The 18,360-nt window shown below is 41.3% G+C and carries 18 protein-coding genes; 11 read left to right on the forward strand and 7 right to left on the reverse strand.

Going from position 1 to position 18,360, the window contains the following annotated elements:
* Window positions 1–26: 26 nt before the first annotated feature.
* Window positions 27–1,292 (reverse strand): bifunctional phosphopantothenoylcysteine decarboxylase/phosphopantothenate--cysteine ligase CoaBC, encoded by a 1,266-nt coding sequence (gene coaBC, locus B3R63_RS11960; RefSeq protein ID WP_286731365.1) that lies wholly within the window; start codon window positions 1,290–1,292, stop codon window positions 27–29.
* Window positions 1,293–1,403: 111 nt separating this feature from the next.
* On the opposite strand from coaBC, the gene radC reads away from it, so the two are divergent.
* The gene (gene radC, locus B3R63_RS11965) at window positions 1,404–2,129 is read left to right on the forward strand and encodes a RadC family protein (RefSeq protein ID WP_005018462.1); all 726 of its coding nucleotides are present in this window, start codon (window positions 1,404–1,406) and stop codon (window positions 2,127–2,129) included.
* A gap of 42 nt (window positions 2,130–2,171) precedes the next feature.
* Entirely contained in the window at window positions 2,172–3,083 is a 912-nt protein-coding gene (locus tag B3R63_RS11970) for a bestrophin family protein (protein WP_005018461.1), read from the forward strand.
* 6 nt (window positions 3,084–3,089) lie between these two features.
* Here B3R63_RS11970 and B3R63_RS11975 read toward each other — a convergent pair whose 3' ends face one another.
* The gene (locus B3R63_RS11975; RefSeq protein WP_286731368.1) at window positions 3,090–3,956 is read right to left on the reverse strand and encodes a PHP domain-containing protein; all 867 of its coding nucleotides are present in this window, start codon (window positions 3,954–3,956) and stop codon (window positions 3,090–3,092) included.
* Between the two features lie 44 nt (window positions 3,957–4,000).
* Between B3R63_RS11975 and B3R63_RS11980 the strand changes: the two genes are divergently transcribed.
* The 4 genes from B3R63_RS11980 to mnmC are packed head-to-tail and all read left to right on the forward strand — an operon-like array spanning window position 4,001 to window position 7,384.
* A complete protein-coding gene (locus B3R63_RS11980) occupies window positions 4,001–4,615 on the forward strand; it encodes an inner membrane-spanning protein YciB (protein WP_005018456.1) in 615 nt (204 codons plus the stop codon).
* 26 nt (window positions 4,616–4,641) lie between these two features.
* Window positions 4,642–4,944, forward strand: coding sequence for a YciI family protein (locus B3R63_RS11985; RefSeq protein ID WP_286731370.1), 303 nt, complete (start codon window positions 4,642–4,644; stop codon window positions 4,942–4,944).
* A 4-nt stretch (window positions 4,945–4,948) separates the two neighbouring features.
* Entirely contained in the window at window positions 4,949–5,437 is a 489-nt protein-coding gene (locus B3R63_RS11990; RefSeq protein ID WP_286731372.1) for a hypothetical protein, read from the forward strand.
* Between the two features lie 39 nt (window positions 5,438–5,476).
* Window positions 5,477–7,384: an FAD-dependent 5-carboxymethylaminomethyl-2-thiouridine(34) oxidoreductase MnmC gene (gene mnmC / locus B3R63_RS11995; RefSeq protein WP_286731375.1), complete on the forward strand. Its 1,908-nt coding sequence runs from the start codon at window positions 5,477–5,479 to the stop codon at window positions 7,382–7,384.
* A gap of 77 nt (window positions 7,385–7,461) precedes the next feature.
* Here mnmC and B3R63_RS12000 read toward each other — a convergent pair whose 3' ends face one another.
* Complete coding sequence (locus B3R63_RS12000) at window positions 7,462–7,776, reverse strand: rhodanese-like domain-containing protein (protein ID WP_005018447.1); 315 nt, start codon at window positions 7,774–7,776, stop codon at window positions 7,462–7,464.
* Window positions 7,777–7,867: 91 nt separating this feature from the next.
* Here B3R63_RS12000 and B3R63_RS12005 point away from each other — a divergent pair, with 91 nt between their 5' ends.
* Window positions 7,868–8,356, forward strand: coding sequence for a YajQ family cyclic di-GMP-binding protein (locus tag B3R63_RS12005; protein WP_005018442.1), 489 nt, complete (start codon window positions 7,868–7,870; stop codon window positions 8,354–8,356).
* 27 nt (window positions 8,357–8,383) lie between these two features.
* On the forward strand, window positions 8,384–8,887 hold the full coding sequence (locus B3R63_RS12010; RefSeq protein WP_034680273.1) for a DUF4442 domain-containing protein: 504 nt from the start codon (window positions 8,384–8,386) through the stop codon (window positions 8,885–8,887).
* Window positions 8,888–8,929: 42 nt separating this feature from the next.
* Here the strand turns inward: B3R63_RS12010 and B3R63_RS12015 are convergent, their stop codons facing one another.
* Together B3R63_RS12015 and trxC are read right to left on the reverse strand one after the other, a co-directional pair.
* Entirely contained in the window at window positions 8,930–9,298 is a 369-nt protein-coding gene (locus B3R63_RS12015; protein ID WP_171071758.1) for an acyl-CoA thioesterase, read from the reverse strand.
* Window positions 9,299–9,353: 55 nt separating this feature from the next.
* Window positions 9,354–9,785 (reverse strand): thioredoxin TrxC, encoded by a 432-nt coding sequence (gene trxC / locus B3R63_RS12020; RefSeq protein WP_286731379.1) that lies wholly within the window; start codon window positions 9,783–9,785, stop codon window positions 9,354–9,356.
* Between the two features lie 262 nt (window positions 9,786–10,047).
* On the opposite strand from trxC, the gene B3R63_RS12025 reads away from it, so the two are divergent.
* Together B3R63_RS12025 and B3R63_RS12030 are read left to right on the forward strand one after the other, a co-directional pair.
* The gene (locus B3R63_RS12025) at window positions 10,048–10,383 is read left to right on the forward strand and encodes a TIGR01244 family sulfur transferase (protein ID WP_005018435.1); all 336 of its coding nucleotides are present in this window, start codon (window positions 10,048–10,050) and stop codon (window positions 10,381–10,383) included.
* Window positions 10,376–10,810, forward strand: coding sequence for a beta-lactamase hydrolase domain-containing protein (locus B3R63_RS12030; RefSeq protein WP_005018431.1), 435 nt, complete (start codon window positions 10,376–10,378; stop codon window positions 10,808–10,810). Before B3R63_RS12025 ends, B3R63_RS12030 begins: the two co-directional genes overlap by 8 nt.
* Before the next feature lie 162 nt (window positions 10,811–10,972).
* Here the strand turns inward: B3R63_RS12030 and B3R63_RS12035 are convergent, their stop codons facing one another.
* A complete protein-coding gene (locus tag B3R63_RS12035) occupies window positions 10,973–15,295 on the reverse strand; it encodes an Ig-like domain-containing protein (RefSeq protein WP_286731384.1) in 4,323 nt (1,440 codons plus the stop codon).
* A gap of 207 nt (window positions 15,296–15,502) precedes the next feature.
* Between B3R63_RS12035 and B3R63_RS12040 the strand changes: the two genes are divergently transcribed.
* The gene (locus B3R63_RS12040; protein WP_286731387.1) at window positions 15,503–16,885 is read left to right on the forward strand and encodes a dihydrolipoyl dehydrogenase; all 1,383 of its coding nucleotides are present in this window, start codon (window positions 15,503–15,505) and stop codon (window positions 16,883–16,885) included.
* Window positions 16,886–16,934: 49 nt separating this feature from the next.
* On the opposite strand, the gene B3R63_RS12045 is transcribed toward B3R63_RS12040, so the two are convergent.
* Entirely contained in the window at window positions 16,935–18,212 is a 1,278-nt protein-coding gene (locus B3R63_RS12045; protein WP_286731390.1) for a M20/M25/M40 family metallo-hydrolase, read from the reverse strand.
* Window positions 18,213–18,360 lie beyond the last annotated feature (148 nt).

Consider the following 18,360-nt stretch of genomic DNA (forward strand, 5'->3'; position numbering starts at 1 on the left):
CTTTTTTATTAACTGTTTTTTATATATCAGGATACAGCGGCATTTTGATGCAGTGCATCAGCGACAGCCTCAACCAGCTGCTGGGCAATTTCCTGCTTTGACGCCTTTTCCAGCTCACGTTTTTGCAGATGATACTGCTCGGCAAAAAATACAATCATGGCATTTTCATCGGAAGCAAAACCGATGTCATTCCGTGATACATCATTACAAGCGATCATATCCAGCTTTTTCGCAATCAGCTTCCCAGCTGCATACTCTTCTACATTACGGGTTTCTGCTGCAAAACCGACCATAAATGGGCGCTTTTGCTGCTGGGCAATGGTTGCCACAATATCAGGATTCTTAATCAGGGAAACATTCAGCTCATTGCCAGCTTTCTTGATTTTATGCTCAGCAACTTCTGCGACACGATAATCGGCAACAGCTGCGGTGGCGATAAAAATATCACAGCCTTCTTCCAGCATCTGCATACTGTGTTCTAACATCTGAACTGCTGAAGATGCATTAATGCGTCTTACCCCATTAGGCGTATCCAGACTTACCGGGCCAGCAATTAAGGTAACTCTAGCTCCCGCTGCATAGCAGGCTGCGGCCAGAGCAAAACCCATCTTTCCGGTACTATGGTTAGAAATATAACGTACCGGGTCAATCGCTTCGCGGGTCGGACCTGCTGTAATGACCACATGTTTGCTGGCCAGCAGACCAAATTTTTCAGCAATAGCACGCTGGGCTTTATGAAAATAGTCTTTAACCTGACGGGCCAGATCTTCTGGTTCCGGCATGCGACCAAGTCCGACATCACCACAAGCCTGAGCACCTGCTTCTGGCATAACCACATGAACACCATCTTCAACCAGTGTCGCCAGATTTCGTTGTGTAGCTTTTGCTGCCCACATTTGCTGGTTCATTGCTGGCGCTACCCAGACTGGAGCTTTAGTCGCCAGATATAAGGTACTCAGCAAATCATCTGCAAGACCGGCAGCGAACTTTGCCAGTGTATCGCAGCTGGTGGGTGCAACTAGAACCAGATCTGCCCAGCGTGCCAGTTCAATATGTCCCATTCCTGCTTCAGCTTCAGGGTCTAAAAGTTCAGTATGTACCGGATTACCTGAGAGGGCCTGGAAAGTCAGCGGTGTGATAAAAGCCTGGGCACCATGCGTCATCACTACTCTGACATTAAAACCATAGTCTTTTAGCCGGCGGACCAGAATAGCAGATTTATAGGCGGCGATTCCGCCTGTGACAGCGACAATAATATTTTTATTTGAAATTACACTTAAATCAAAGCTCACGAACAGTAATCCTCTGTTGCAGTGCCGCTCACAATAGCATTAAATATCTGCTGACCCAAGCCTCTCGGCTGGAAATATAAAAACGAAAATAAACAAGAAAAGTGAACTATTATGCAAAATTCAATCAAGCATTGGCCGGAACAGGAACGGCCCAGAGAGCGGCTATTACAGCAAGGGGCACAAAGTCTTTCCGATGCAGAACTTCTGGCCATTTTCCTGCGTTCAGGTTCTAGACAGCATTCAGCAGTGGAGCTGGCACGACAGATGATTCAGCATTTTGGTGGCCTGAGTCCAGTATTTGATGCCGAACTGAGTGACCTAAGCCAGTTCCATGGCATGGGACCTAGTAAATATTCACAGCTCATGGCAGTTAAAGAGTTAGGACGGCGTTACCTCCAGCAATATTTCCACCAGCCCCAGCTCGAGCTTAACTCTTCAGCTCAGGTGCTAGACTATTTACGTTACGAACTGCTGGGAGAACGGCAGGAAGTTTTTGCAGTGCTCTGTCTGGATAATGACCTGCGCAAGCTCAGTTTCAAGAAATTATTTTTTGGTTCACTGAATCATTGTGCCGTATCTATTAACCAGATTTTGCGCTATGCCTTAAAACAGCATGCTTGTCATCTGGTCATTGCACATAACCATCCTTTTGGACAGGCACAACCTTCACCGGCTGATCTGGAACTCACGCGGCAATTATCTCAGGCCTGTAAATTAGTAGAAATTGTCCTGCTTGATCATTTTATTATCTCTCCAGAATGCAGTTTTTCCTTTGCTGAGCAGGGCTTATTCAATACTTCAGAACAGGTCGAGAATAAGGTTGACAAAGCCGGTTGAAGCCGTAAAGATCAGCTTAAACCCAGTGACGTTTTAGCAGATATGATTGTCCGCGAGCAACCCGATGTTTTAAAGTTATTATTTTCTTGGCGCGGTACGATTTTACCTAAAATTCTGCCGCCGCTTGGGATTGTTATGCTCATCTCAGCCATTGTAGGCGGAATTGAATATATTGATCTGTATCGCTTTCCGGAAGTTCCTTTAGCCGGTTTTACTTTAATTGGAGTAGTACTTTCGATCTTTCTGGGTTTCAAAAATACCGCCTGTTATGACCGTTGGTGGGAAGCCCGGCGTCTCTGGGGTATTTTGATTGCCAATGCTCGCCATTTTGACCGTGACTGCCGTGTACTGCCACAGGCACGTCGTGAACGTATTATTCAGCACGTCATTGTATTTGCCAATGTATTACGTGACCGTTTGCGTCATCAGACTGCTAATCCTACTGAACTTTTACAGACCAGCGGTATGTCACAGCAGGCACTGACCCAGCTTTATCAGCACCATAATGCGCCGCAGTATACTTTGAGCCTGATTCAGTGGGAACTGTTGCTGGCTTTAAAAGAAGGCGAAATTTCCGACATCATCTATACACAGATGAATCAAAATGTAGCAGCACTGAGTGAGGTCCAGACTGGTTGCGACCGGATTGCCAATACGCCTCTTCCGTTTGCCTATTCGGTTTTGCTTAACCGTACTGTTTATTGTTTCTGTTTCTTGCTGCCTTTTAGTCTGGGCCAGACTTTAGGTTTGCTTACCCCATTTCTGGTCGGGCTGCTGGCCTATACATTCCTGGGGCTTGACGCACTGAGTACAGAACTTGAAGAACCGTTTGGCACCCAAAGTAATGACTTACCGCTAGACTCCATGGTACGACTGATTGAAATTGAACTGCTCGGCACTTTAGGTAAGCCTACGCCTCCCCCAATTCAGGCACAGGACGATAATCTTCTTTAAACAGGTTTATAGCGAAAAACTTTCCCAAATCCCAATCTGTTCTGGGCGGAGTGAAGGTACATTGCCCAGTTTGAGCCAGGGCATGTTTTCACCATGATAATCACTACCAATTGAAACCTTCAGTGCATACTGCTGAATCAGCCGGTCAATCATCTGGCGAGTAGAAGTCGGGTCACTGGCCGGTGGCAATTCGATGGCATCTCCGCCAGACTCTGCAAATAACTCGACCAAGTAACGGATATTGGTGGCCGACAAGGTATAACGAGTTGGATGAGCCAAAACTGCAAAACCACGACTGGCATGTATAACTTGAATGGTTTCGGCCAAGCCTAGACCTTCAAAATTTACAAAAGCTTTTTTCCCCTCTTTTAAATAACGGTCAAAAGCCTGCTGTGGCCGGGATACAATCTGTTGCTGTACCAGTGCTTTGGCAATATGTGTTCGGGTGATTCGGTCAGGTTCACCTTCAACCAGCGCCAAAACCTGCTCATAAATATCTACCTGAATAATATCGGTGAGCAGATGACAAATGTGTCTGGCACGTGCTGCACGTATCCGTTTTTGCTGCTCAAGCATTTGCAATAATGGGGCTGGATTCTGCATGCCCAGTGCAACCACATGTACACCATAACTCTTTTTGGTGGCAGGACGTGACCACTGGCTTGAAATCTCTACACCAGAAATAATCCTGAGTGAGTAAGGAGCCTCAAGTGTCAGGCTACAGGCTTTAGCCCGCTGGATGCCGTCCATATTGTCATGATCTGTAAGGGCCAAGGTATGAACACCTGCTGCAACAGCAGCATGCACCAGCGCCTCTGGAGACAAAGTTCCATCAGAAATATTGCTGTGTGTATGTAAATCTATGCCGTGCATCTCTTATACTATGCTATTTATTTAAACAGAACTGATACTCTAACATGAAAGCGCTTCTGGACTTTGTTCCACTGATTATTTTCTTTTATCTGTACAAGACGGTTGAACCAGATGATACCCAACATCCACTTTTACAACTGATCGGCTCTGCGGGCGGTGTAGATAACAATAATATTCTGGTGGCGACCACAGGACTCATCATTTCCATGTTGGTAGTGTATGGTGCTTTATTTGTCATGCAAAAATTCCGTCTGGATAAACAGCAGTGGATTGTGCTGTTTATGACCGTAATTTTTGGTGGTATCACTTTAATGCTTAGCGATGATTTTTATATCCGTCTGAAGGCAGCTATTTTGAATCTGGTCTTTGCCGGAGCTTTCCTTTTATCGCCATTTTTCGGTAAAGAACGTAAACCGCTGATCCAGCGTTTATTTGGTCCTATTTTCAACCTGACCGAAAAAGGCTGGAAGAATCTGAACTTTGCCTGGGCTGCCATGTTTGTAGTCATGGCCTGCCTGCATATTTTCTTTGCCTTTATCTGGATGAATGGAAAATATTGGGGAGAATTTACGGCATTTGGTGACATGATTGTTATGTTTTCCTTTATCATTATTCAGTTCATAGTCTTACGTAAACACTTTAAGTCACCCGAAGCTTAAGGTGTGTCATACAGGTCAAAAATTTCATGCCTTTATTTGTATTAAGCTGTACCGATCACGAGGGTACAGTTGAAAAGCGTCTCGCCACACGTCCTCAACACATTGAACGGTTACAAAAGTTAAATGACGAAGGCCGCCTGATCGTAGCAGGTGCGATGCCTAAAGACCCTGCTGATCCTCAGGCAGGTTTTTATGGCAGTACTATGATTGTTGAGTTTGATAGCCGTGAAGCACTGGATGTCTGGCTTAAAGAAGAGCCTTTCCTAAAAGCTGGTGTTTATGCGCATATCGATGTCAAGCCTTTCAATAAAGCCTTTCCTCAAGGATAAATTCATGCGTGTTGTAGTCCAAAGCTGTCTGGGCATTCTATTTTTTTGTTCTACCGCCTGGGCTGTTGAAGTAGTCAGTGAACCTATAGCAGCTGCACCTGTAACAGCCCCACTAAATGCTAATACAGTTAACCGGCCAGCCGCTATGGCTGTTGCTGCAACAGTCGCCCCTACAGGCCAACCTCAGGAAGTCCGGCCTTTAACAGCTGAACAACTCGCCAAAAACAAGGCCTTGCAAGATGCCAAGATTAAAACACTGATCAAAGATCAAGGTATACGCTTGCAACAACTGGAAAAAGCCAATCTGGACGCACTGGCACAAAATCAGGAACTGCAATTAAAAAATGATAGCCTTGCTGTACAGGTTCAGGTTTTACAGAGTGAACGTAGTGCCCAGATGTTTCTCTACGGCGCAGCAACTTTAGCTGTAGGCGTATTGATGGGTTTTCTTATTGCAAGTTATGTATACACCAAGCGCCGGCGTCAGTGGTAATTTCCACTTTTTCTCTGCATAAATAAAGGGTTTTATGGTTTGTCCTATCCGATTCAAACAGCTGCTTTAGACTGGCAACTTATCGATAATATTGAGGTACCGGTATCCCGACAGTTTGGAGATGTCTATTTCTCCAAAGATAACGGTCTGCTGGAAACACGCCATGTTTTTTTAAATGGCAATGACTTGACTGAACGCCTCGCTACCTTAAACGACTTTGAATATTTCTGTGTAGGTGAAACCGGTTTTGGTACTGGACTGAATATTCTAGCGTTATGGCAACTTTGGCAACAGGTCAGACCTGATAATCATAGCCATCTGCATGCAATCAGTGTAGAGAAGTTTCCGCTTGGCAAACCTGATCTGATCCGTGCATTAAAAGCCTGGCCAGAACTTGCTCCTTTAGCTGAGCAGCTGCTCCAGCAGTATCCCTTACTGATTGCAGGCTGTCACCGGCTGTCATTTCCTGAAGAACGCTTTAGCCTTGACCTATGGCTGGGAGATGCACATGATATGTTCCCCCTTATGGAAAAGACAGCATCTGTAAATGCCTGGTTTCTGGATGGCTTTGCGCCTTCTTGTAATCCGGATATGTGGGAAGAACAGGTTTTAAATCATATTGTCCGTTTATCTGACCATGGTACTACATTTGCTTCATTCAGCGTCGCCGGTGTTCTCAAGCGGGGGTTACGTAGTCACGGCATTCAGGTTACACGTCCACGTGGTTTTGGTCATAAGCGTGAAATGTTAAAAGCGATCTGGCAGCCGTCCGTTGCCGATGCTGCAACTGAAAAGCAGGAAAAACCAGAGAGTCTGTCTTCAGGGCAACTCCCCCCCCGAATAGCTGTTAAAACAACTCATCGGCAAAAACAGATCGCTGTGATTGGTGCAGGTATTGCCGGACTAAGCGTAGCCTGGTCTTTTGCCCAGCGTGGCCATCAGGTTAAACTGTTTGACTACAATGCGCCTTTAGCTGGCGCCTCCGGAAATCCACTTGCCCTGTTAAATCCGAAGCTCAGCCAGATCGAAAAAAGTCATACCCATTTAATGACAGTTACTTGGCAATATGCACTTAATCATTATCAGCAATTTAGAGCTTTCCGGCCATTACAGATTCACCAGATGGCTTTAAAAGAAAGCGAGCAGCTTTTGAGTCTGGCAGAACAATATCCGGATGAATTACTTACAGTACAAACTGCTCAATGTCACCCGCTTTCTACACAGTCTGAAAGTATACGGCTTAATCGAGCTGGCGGTGTCTCTCCACATCTGTTACGTGACCAGATTTTAGAACATTCACTGATCCAGTTTGCGCAGGCAGCCGTGGAACGTATTATTCCGGAAGCTCAAGACACCGTCTTATATGACGCCAACGGTAAATCTCTGGGTAAATTTGACCATGTGGTGGTGTGCTGTGCTCGGCAGAGCCAGTCACTGCTCAGCAATTGCCCGACACTACGGCCAATTCGAGGGCAAGTAAGCTGGGTCAATAATACGGCACAACCTTTGAATATGCAGGAAGCCATCAGTTATGGCGGCTATTGTCTGCAATTTGATGCTGAAAATTTGCTTCTTGGCGCTTCGTTCTTACCAAGCCGTGAAGATGATGAAGTCCTGGCGGAAGATCATCAGCATAATGCAGAACTTCTTGCAAAAGTATTTCCAGAATATGCAGCCACTTTGCTACCTATAGAAGCTTGGCAGGGCCGTGCCTCTATTCGTGCCCAAACTATGGATTACTTTCCCCTGCTCGGCAAAACGGGGTCTGATACAGAAATCTATACTTTTTCCGGTTTAGGCTCTAAAGGTTTTCTGTATGCACCCTTATGCAGTGAAATACTGGCCGCATTGGTATTTAAAGAAGCCTGCCCTGTACCGGCCAGTGTAGTACAGAAGCTCAACCCTCAACGGTTTCAAAAACGTTTAAAACAGCAAAGAAATTCTTGAATCAACCAGCCTGTGCGAAGCTGGACAGTACAGTACTCATAGTCTGAAAAAAAGCGCCCTCTCTGGGGCGCTTTTTTCTATCCTTCTTGTTCCAAAGGCAATCCTGCATCACGTGCTGCTCGGGTCCCTCCCATCAACACCACGTATTCACGCGAGTCATCTATGCTTTCAAGCATTTCAGCCGCACGCGGGGCTTTACTGCCACCACCGCACAGGATATAAATCGGTTGATCCGCTGCTACCTGAGACAAGCTTTCTGCGCTCAGATCATTGATAGGCTGATTGATCGCACCTCGAATATGACCTTCTGCATATGCACCTGTGTCACGGACATCCCAGATAACAGCATTTTCTGGGAACTCAAATGTAGTAATTTCTTGTTTACGGATCATTGCGCACTCCTTTGATGTAAACAATACTTGGCAAATGAAGAAAACATCCCTAGCATCTCAGATATTCTTTCCCTTTGTAAAGGTCTAAACCATGCCATCTTTCGATATTGTATCCGAATTAGAGTTATTTGAAGTTAATCACGCTGTTCAAAATACCCAAAAGGAAATTGCAACCCGGTTTGACTTCCGCGGCCAGGATGTTTCCATCGAACTAAATGAAAAAAATAAAGAAATTAAAATTAGCACAGAAAGTGATTTCCAATGTGAACAAGTGTATAGCATGTTAGAGAATCACTTTTATAAACGTAAAATTGATGTACAGGCACTCGATCCCCAAAAAGCGACTGCTTCAGGAAAAAATGTAGTCCAGGTGATCAAACTTAAAGATGGCCTTGACTCAGATACGGCAAAAAAAATTAATAAAGCCATTAAAGAAAGTGGGATTAAAGTGCAATCATCGATTCAGGGTGACAAAATCCGTGTAACAGACAAAAAGCGCGATACCCTGCAGCAGGTAATGAACTTTCTGCGTGAGCAGCAGTTTGGCTTGCCACTACAATTTAACAACTTCAAAGATTAAGACACTATTGCTTGCAAGAGAAACCTCATGGCCCATAATAATCGCTTGTCCAGACTGATCAAGACCACCTCAAAGCTTCCTAAAGGCCTGCGCAGTACTTTGTGGAGTAGAGCATTTGGTCGGGTGGTGCCAATGGTAGGTACAGCAAAGATTCGTTATCTTGAAGTAACCGCATCCAAAGTGGTAGTCAGTATGGCAAATCATCATGTCATGCAGAACCATATTGGTCAGATTCATGCCTGTGCCATGACACTTCTTGCCGAAACTGCTACTGGTTTTGTAACTGCAATGAATGTTCCTCAAAATGCTATTGTACTGATTAAAAGTTTTAAAATTGACTTTAAACGGCCCACTCAAGGAGCGATGACCGCTGTAGCAACTTTGTCTGCTGAACAGCAGCAGATGATGCAAACCTCTGAGAAAGGCGAAACGCTCGTTACAGTCTCAGTGGTAGACGAGTCTGGTGAAGAGCCCATTCAGTGTGAAATGCTGTGGGCCTGGGTCGCTAAAGATCGGCTTAAACCGTCTTAATGACAATATAAAAAATCCCAGATTATGTCTGGGATTTTTATTTTAAACCTGTTGTGACTCTAAAAACTTCTGCTTAACCTCTTCTGGAATTATGCGTTTATTACCTTTTACGTCTACAGCGACAAAAGTAAAAACTCCTTCTGTAACACGTTTAGCTGGCCGTGATGAATCATGGCTATCCCAGACTTCAATCTGCATCTGGATTGAAGTATTACCAACTTTTAAAATCTTGGTATAACAGCTAATTACATCGCCCACTTTAACCGGTACCAGAAAAGTCATCTGGTTAATCGAAATAGTGGCGCATCGTCCTTTACTAAAACGTTCAGCATGAATTGCACCAGCTAAATCCATCTGGGAAACGATCCAGCCACCAAACACGTCTCCGCTCCAGTTGGTATCAGCAGGCATAGCAATTGTTTGAAGAGACAATACCCCTTCAGGTTTTAGATTAGTATCTGACACATTAACTCCGGACTTTAAGTTGCTGATCCAGCCATTGTTGTAACTCGGCAGATCGAAGGACGCCACTTATTCTAGCAACTTCTGTGGTTTTATTCATCAGTACCAGGGTCGGGATACTTCTGACATTAAATGCAGCACCTAAGCGTGGAGAAGTCTCGGTATTAATCTTGGCAAAAATAACATGCGGGTTATGTTTGGCAGCCTCAGCAAAATGTGGCGCCATTATTTTGCATGGCCCACACCAGTCGGCCCATAGATCAATCAGTACAGGCAGATCACTATGACTCATGAAATTACTAAAATTCTGCTCAGTTAACTCAATTGGTGCTAGTGGAAGCAAGGCAGCATGACATTGTCCACAATTCGGAGCTGCATCAAGCTTTTCCTCTGGTACACGATTTTTTGCACTGCAGCTTGGACATACAAGAATCATTCATTTTCATCCAGTCAATGTATATGAAAATTTTAATGCGAGTATGCCCGACTTTTCAAATAGTATTATTTTATAAGAATAGAAACTCTAAATCTGCCCTCAGCCCATATATGATTAAAAAACCTTACAATCAAAAATATTCATCAGATCCATTAATATTTTGTTGGGAAAAATTTATTAATTTTCTACCGATTTCGACGCATAATCTTGCTTAATGCTATCATGTCTGCATAAATTCCTTATGAGTCTATGGAGTAAAAAAATGAGCGAGAATGTAGGTTTTGCAGGCCAGATTGGCCCTGATCATGTGTCACAAGTAGTTGAAAAAGGTTTCAGATCGATCATCAATAACCGTCCAGATATGGAAGGTGGTGCTGAACAGCCTACCAGTGCGCAGATTGAAGAGGCCGCTCGAGCTGCGGGCCTAGATTATGTCTATCAGCCTGTTGTTGCTGGCCAGATCAGTGAACTTGATGTGCGCACATTTGCAAATCACTATAATGAACTGCCAAAACCTATTTTAATGTTCTGCCGTACTGGCAATCGCTCAAATAACCTCTATCAATTAGCAAAACAGATGGACCTGCTGGATGACTAAATACATATGCGCCCTTCTGCTCAGTCTGGGCTGGTGTGGAAGTGCCATCTCTTCAGTCAATGCTGCTGTTACTGACCAGGCCATCAGCAAACCTTTAAATGAAGAGGTTAGCGTAGCCGGACAGATGGATTTGGTAAAGTTTCAGCAGTTACTCAAGCAGGGTTTTAAATCAGTCATTGTTAACCGGCCCGACGGTGAACTCGGCAATCCTGTAACCGTAAACCAGCTCCGGACTGTTGCAGAAAAGTCTCATGTCAGTCTGATTTACCAGCCTGTTGAAAGTGTAAAAGTTTCACAGCCAGATATTGTTGAGTTTGCTCGTTATTATAATAGCCTGCCCAAACCGATTCTGCTGGTCTGTCGTAGTGGGGGGCGCTCGACTGCTCTATTTAATCAGGCCAAGCAACAGGGATTATTACGTGAATAAAATTTTACTCGTTCTTTTATGTTCACTTACCTTGATGGGCTGCAGTTCTATGAATGTACGCCCAACTGTTGGGGTAAGTGTGGGAACCTCACTTTAATTTTCAGATACGGACATTCATAAAAAAACAGCGCCTAGGCGCTGTTTTTTAGCTTCTTTCATCTATTAAGGACAAGAAAAATTCGTACCATACGGGCTTGTTAAATTAGGACCATAAGAACCATCTGTACTATAATCAGATTTAAGTGAAGCTAAACCAAGATTATAAGTTGTACGGGCAGGCAAAGTGGCTACAGTAGAAGCCGCCCCAATTTGAACAGTTAACCATTGTGCATATATTTTCGGGTATCGAATCGTAAAATCAAATTTTCCTTGCGCATCTGTTGTATATGTTGCAACTGTACTTTCTGATCCCAAGAATGTAGGTACCTTCACAGGAATATTAATTACTTGCCCATTTGTTACAGCAGTACCATTAGGATCAGCAAGACATCCTGCTGTTGGATGTATAACCCAATCTTCTTTTTGGTTACCTAATGCATCTGTTACAAGTTCCCATTTATATTGGCCTTTAGTATACAGAATCGGGGTAATATCCATTTTAACCTCCTGTTTTGACAGAGGTTTACCATCAAAGTCTACTACACTAACTGAAAGATTACGTGTGTAATACACCCCATCTGTAGATGAAGTAACTTCGGTAGGATTTACGCCAATTACAATTGAAGCTACTGGATTCTGTATTAGTGATTGAACTATATTCACTTGAGTTGTTTGTGTAGCTTCTAGGTAACCATCTTCTTTAAATTTTGCAGTCAGTTTTAGATCATCTGCTGCAAAGGAGGCGGCATCATAACCCACAGCCCGCGCAAATTCATCAATCTGAACCTTAAATGTAGCTTGACCATTTATATTGGTAGTTAATCCTGAAGGGCCAACAATAATTGCTCCATTACGATTAAAATCTTCAATAGCTAACTCAATATATTTATCAGAAATTCCACCACCATTTGCATCGACTAAAGTAACTGTGACATCAGTTAAATCATTACGTACATTTAAACTTGGCTTTGTGGCTTGTATACGTACATTATAACGAGCTGGCTGTGGGTCAACTGATACAGGTCTAAAAGGTGCTAAGCGATGAATTTGTGTAATAGTACCTGCTTCATTAGTATGACTAGCAGTTAATTCAATCCCACTGGCAACTAATAAGCCACCATCAACTGTTTTACTATCAATTTCTACTGAGAAGAATGCATTACCATTTGAATCTGTTATTACAGTTTGTGGTTCACTGGTATTAGTAGGATGACCTGCTCCAGGAGTACCGATAATTAATGTTGCTGAATTATTTGCTGATAATTTAACTGCCTGATTACGAACAGGTTGGTTATTCTGATCTAACAATGTGGCTGTGATAATTGCTCTGTCACCATTGACACTTAAATTTGTTTTTGAACTTTGCAAGATTAAATGGTTGGTATTAATCACTTCAGAAACTGTGAAATTTAGAACAGTCTCAAGTTTTTCACCCTTAGGATTGGTAATAAAGCCATAAACCTTAATGCCTGATGTTAACAATGCCTGCTTAGTAATCTCCGGTATATTTTTCGGAAGAGTAATTGAAACAGGAACACTAGTATTTGCAGAAGTCATTACAGAATCCGCACTGAGTCTAACTCCTGCTGTAACTGCTTCACTATTTAAAGTTAAATTGACCGGATAAGCTGTATTAGCACCTAATTCATCTTTTACTGCAACTTGAATCTGGTAAGCTTTACCCAACTCAAGATTATCCTGTTCCGAGGTTAAACGCAGATTAACTGAATCTCTCGGTATTGCCACTTGAATAGTTCCAGTCTGCTGGATACGATCACCATTATTTAAATTAGTCCCTACAACTGCAAAAGTAATTCCATTTTTAATCAAATTAGCATCATATGTACCTTCAGCGACCTTAACTGAAAACTCAGCTTCACCTTTACTATTTGTAGAAAGAGCTGAATCTGATAAAGAAACTCTTGAGCCGGCTAGACCAGACAATGCAAGAGCCAACGGGGTATTCGGAATGATATTCCCTGCACTATCTTTTGCGATAACTTTAACTCGGACTTCTCCACCTAATACTGATACAGTCTGCATATCATAAGAAATTGCTAGACCTACTAAATTTGGTAAAATTACAGGTGGTTGACTAATATCAATTTTACGTGTCAGTAGGTAGCTAGAGCCATCCTTACGGTAGCCTTTTACAGAAATCGTAATGCCATTTGCTATCAGATTTGTTAGTTCGGTGACGCTGTTAGCTTTAACCTTTAAACTGAAAACAGCCTGCCCACTTGAATTAGTAATTAAAGATGAAGCTGTTGCAAGGCTGACGCCATTACTTAGAGCTGCTTCATTTAAACCTATGCCAATTTTCTGACTTGCATAGGCTGTTCCATTCGTACCTGTAGCTTTAACTGCCACTTGAATTGTCTGTTCTATCCCTGGTTTCAATACCAGATTCCCGGGCATATCTACAGTCAAGTAATCTAAATCTATTTCATTTTGTTCAGTAGGTGCTTTAAAATTTAAAATAATAGACTGCTGAGCATTATCAGAAGCTGATGTAGCTGTAATACGTATACCTCCTCCAACCAGCTCTCTCTGTCGCTCACTATTATTTGCTTTATATTGATAACGGAATGTGGCATATCCTGTTTCATCAGTATTAGTTGAAGATTGGCCCATTAAACTTAGACCTAAAGCTTGTAAGTCTGAAGTAACTAAAGCAGGTAGGCTAATGTTGATTGTTTCACCTTTTAATGCGCTTCCTTTAACGCCCACTGCTTTTACTCTTAATTCAACAGTCTGATCTTTTGTATAATCAAAAGCATTATTAATGGGATCAATTGTCAGATAACCTACAGCCTCCTCAGACTTTGCTTCATCCTCTACAGCAATTTTAATAGTATTAGTTAAATTATTGTCTGTTTTAAACGTTGCAGTAATGCCGGCTTGAACTAAATCTGCTACTGCTGCCTCTGTCTTAGCATTGGTTTTTAAAATATAAGTGACATAACCTGTTCTGAATTCCTGTTCTGCACTACCTTCAAAAGTTACCCCATTCGCGAGAGCTTCCGAGTTTAAACTCAAAGTTACTTTACCTTTAGTAGCAGCTTCTCCTTTATTATTAATACCTTTTACAGTAATACTAACAGAGTCATTTTTCGCGTTAATTTTATAAGATGATGCTATTTCTAAACGCTGTAAAGCTAGCTGGTCAGTAGCACCAGTATTTGTAGTAATTACAGAAACCGTATCTTGGGCAAAAACTTCTGCATTATCTGTATAGAGAGCTTTTAAATTAATACCTTGCTGAGAAAGTGCAATTGGGTATGAGGAATTAGTACGTACTATAAATTCTGCATATCCGGCAGCATTGGTCGTTACTTCGGTTTGATCCAGGCTCACGCCGTAAGCATCGCTCTTATCTGTAAAAATTAGCTTTACTTTCTTATTTGCTAAAGGTATATCATTACTATTTTTAGCTCGGACTTTAATAATAGTAGAACCGCCTTGTGCAACAATAGGGGTATCTTCTTTAATAATTTCAAGCTTTTGTACTATTTGAGATATGTCTTTAAAGGTAATTGCAGCTTTAACAATACGTTGTGCTTGATACTCATCAATAAGCTTGAATTCCAGACTCTGTGAAGTTCCAATAAAGTTTTGAATTTCTTCAGCACTTAAATCAGAATTTGAAGTAATTGTGAAAGAAGCATTACCTTTATTATCTGTAGTCAATGAGGAGCCAGAAGAGATAGAAAATTTTTCCTGCATTTCTTTTGGAAGGGCTAAGATAACATTTTGTCCTGTTTTAACTCCTCCATTCTGGTCAGTTACTTGTGCATTAATTGTGACTGAACCTTTTGGTATATTAAGGACAACTCCCTGTTGGACATTTAAATTATAGTTACTCTGAACTGTTGATGTCTTAGCAATATTCAAAGTATAAATCTGCTTGATAGTTGTTCCATCTAAAGTAGCTGTAATTTGCACCTTTCCAGATTGAGTATTTAATCGAGGTATATTGACCTCAAATACAGCAATACCATTTTCTGCTGTAGTGACTAAAGAACTTTTACTAGTTATACCCAGATTTTCACTATCGTTTATAGAGAGACGTACATTTTTGTTTGAAATTCCACCTTTATCAGCATTGAGTACTTGTACAGTAATCTGTACATTAGAATTATCAATAGCTTGAATCAAGCTTTCACCAGAACTATCACGCAAATTGATATTTAAGCTTTCAGCAACTTGAGAGGAATCTGGAGTTGACTCATTACCTCCAGAATTATTACCAGGAGAAGAGCCGCTGCCCTCATTATTAAAGTATCCTTCGCTTCCTCCACCTCCACAAGCTACTAACGATATAGAGGTAGCAAGAAGAGTAAAATTTACCCCAAGTTTTTTCAACTTGATTAAATAGTTAGACATTTATAGATCCTATATTTCTTGTAAAATTCAAATCATTTAAAAATTGATTAGTTATAAGTGAAATTTACTTAAAATAACATTTTTTATCAATCTGATTCTTTATTAATACCTTTCTTTAATTAGTTTTAACAAAAGATACAAACCAAAAATTACAACACTATATGATGAATCCTTGAATATAAAAAATCTTTTAAAATAGGTAGATAAATGTACGATCTTATTATTGTTGGGGCAGGCACAGCCGGCATCGGTGCCTATAAGGAGGCAATTAAACATACACAAAATATTTTAATTATCAATGATGGCTCTTGGGATACTACATGTGCCCGTGTAGGTTGTATGCCAAGTAAAGTTCTGATTTCTTCAGCTAACCGGATGCATGATATACATCATGCAGATGAAGTTGGCTTAGAAGCTAAAAGCAAGATTAATACAGCTCACGTCATGCCACATGTACGACGGCTCAGAGATCAATTTGTAAAAGCTACTCTGATGGATGTAAAAAGCTGGAATGAAGCTCATAAAATCTCTGGACAGGCACATTTTATTGATGCCAACACCATAGAAGTGAATAGCCAGCATTATCAGGCTAAAAGCTTTATTGTTGCAGTTGGCTCAACTCCAAGCTTCGATATTAAATGGAAAAAAGAACTTCAGGATCGTTTAATTACATCAGATGATATTTTTGAGCTCGAGACTCTACCCAATTCACTGGCCGTAGTGGGTAGCGGTGTAATTGCCCTTGAACTCGCACAAGCCATGCAACGTTTAAATGTAAAAACAACCATATTTGCACGTAGTCAGCGGATAGGTAATTTAAGTAGTCCAGAACTTCAGAAAATCGCCCAGCAGGAATTTGCTAAAGAGTTATCTATTTTATATAACACCTTACCTGAACAGGTATTAAAAACAGAGTATGGGGTAAAGTTAAGTTATCAGCAGAATGGAAAATTTAAAGACTTAGAAGTTGATTATTTGTTAGTAGCTACCGGAAGGAAAAGTCTTCTAAATACATTAAAACTTGACCAGATTCACTCTGATTTTAAAGATATTAAAAATCTTCCTGTTCATCCAGAAACCAAACAGCTTGCAGAGTACCCTATCTTTATAGTAGGCGATGCATATACAGATACTCCCATTCAGCATGAGGCAGCACAAGAAGGCAAGCTTGCTGTACATAACTGTTTAAGTTACCCCCATATTCAACCTATAAAATTATTTACGCCCCTATCTATTGTATTTAGCCAACCAGAAATGGCTATAGTTGGAAAAAGTTATCAACAACTGGTTAAAGCAGGCTCTCAATTTGTGACTGGAGAAGTTTTTTATGAGAAACAGGGAAGAGCCATCGTATTAGGAAAGAATATGGGCAAAGTTGAGGTATACGTAGATAAACAGACTAAACAATTACTGGGTGCAGAACTATTAGTAAACAATGCTGAACATTTTGCCCATCTGCTAAACTGGATGATGGCCGAAAATATAACTGTTGATCGCTTACTTGCAAAACCATTTTATCACCCAACTATGGAAGAAGGATTAAGAACAGCATTAAAGCACGCACGCAGACAATTAAATGTCCTAAATTAAATAAAGCCATGAATAAGAATTCATGGCTTTACTCTAGTCTTATATAAAACTATTTATTTTTCTGCTCTGAAATATCCATAATGAGCCGAGTAGCCATATATAAACGTGGAACAATACTTTCTACCAGAATATATTCGGCCTGATTGGAATGGGCTCCATATCCTGAAACTCCCATTCCTTCGATGACTGCTGCTTTGGAATCCAGCGCAGCAAAGGCAGCATCTGTCCCTCCACCTTTTGCCTCAGTTAGAATATTTAACGGCTGTTTGAATTCTTGCAAATAAATTTGTTGGGCCTGCTTGGCAATTGGTAGAGCTTGCTCACTTGCAGATAAAGGAGGCCGGCGCAATTCAAATTTAACTGCCACTTGGCTGTCTTTTAATTTTTTATTTTTTATCCGCTCAGCCAATATTCTTTCAACTTTCTTAAAATCGGCATTGTCTAAGGCACGTACATCTGCCTGGGCTTGAGCCTCTTCTGGTATTACATTACGGGTTCTGCCAGCTGTAGCAACTGTCCAGTTTAATTTTAAACCTGTTTTAGCATCAGACAGATCCTGCAGCTGTAATATCTGGTGAGAAAGCTCAGTTAATGCATTTACCCCATCTTCAGGCTTAACACCCGCATGAGAGGCCTTACCTTTAACCTCTAAATAGGCAGCGCCAATACCGCTGGTAGCCAAGCGTAAACTTCCATCTGTTCCCCCACCCTCAAATGAAAATATGACATCCTGCTGTTGAGCAATTTTACTAATCAGTTTACGGGAACCTGGCGAACTGATTTCTTCATCTGAATTCATCAATACTGTTATGGTGCCGTAGTCCTGATAGTTTAATTTTTTAAGTATAGACAGAATATGAATAATCGATGCAACTCCCTGCTTGTCATCAATGATTCCCAAACCATATGCTTTATCACCTTCAATGCGAAATGGCTGTTTTGCTAATGAGCCTTTTGGATAAACTGTATCCATATGCGCAATTAGCATAATATTAATTTGCCCCTTACCTTTAAGGGTTGCTTTCACAACTGGTCCCACTTGCTCGGGCGTATCATCCATACGATAAATATCGTGATTAGTAATAATTTCTACTTGAGCACCCGTATTTTTAAGTTGTTGGGCTACCTGCTTGGCAATTATATTCAGCCCTTCTATATCGCGACTACTGGACTCAATATTTACTAAGTCTTTTAAAGTATTTAAAAAATGCTGCTTTTGTGACTCAGCTACTTTTATTAATTCTTGAGCTGAGGCGGCATGACTGATTGAAGTACAAATAAAAAGTGATACACCTATACCTATGCCATATTTTAATTGTCTTTTCATTTAATAATAATCCCTATCAATTTATCTGCTTTATAAATACAGCTCACAAGCTGAAGTTTAAATAAGTGAAAAATCAATATAATAATTTATTTATTAAAAGTAATTATTATTTTATATAAAACCCTCCGCATAAAAAAAAGCCCCCTCA

The organism is Acinetobacter sp. UBA1297, assembly GCF_002307755.1.
In the GTDB taxonomy this organism is placed as follows: domain Bacteria; phylum Pseudomonadota; class Gammaproteobacteria; order Pseudomonadales; family Moraxellaceae; genus Acinetobacter; species Acinetobacter radioresistens.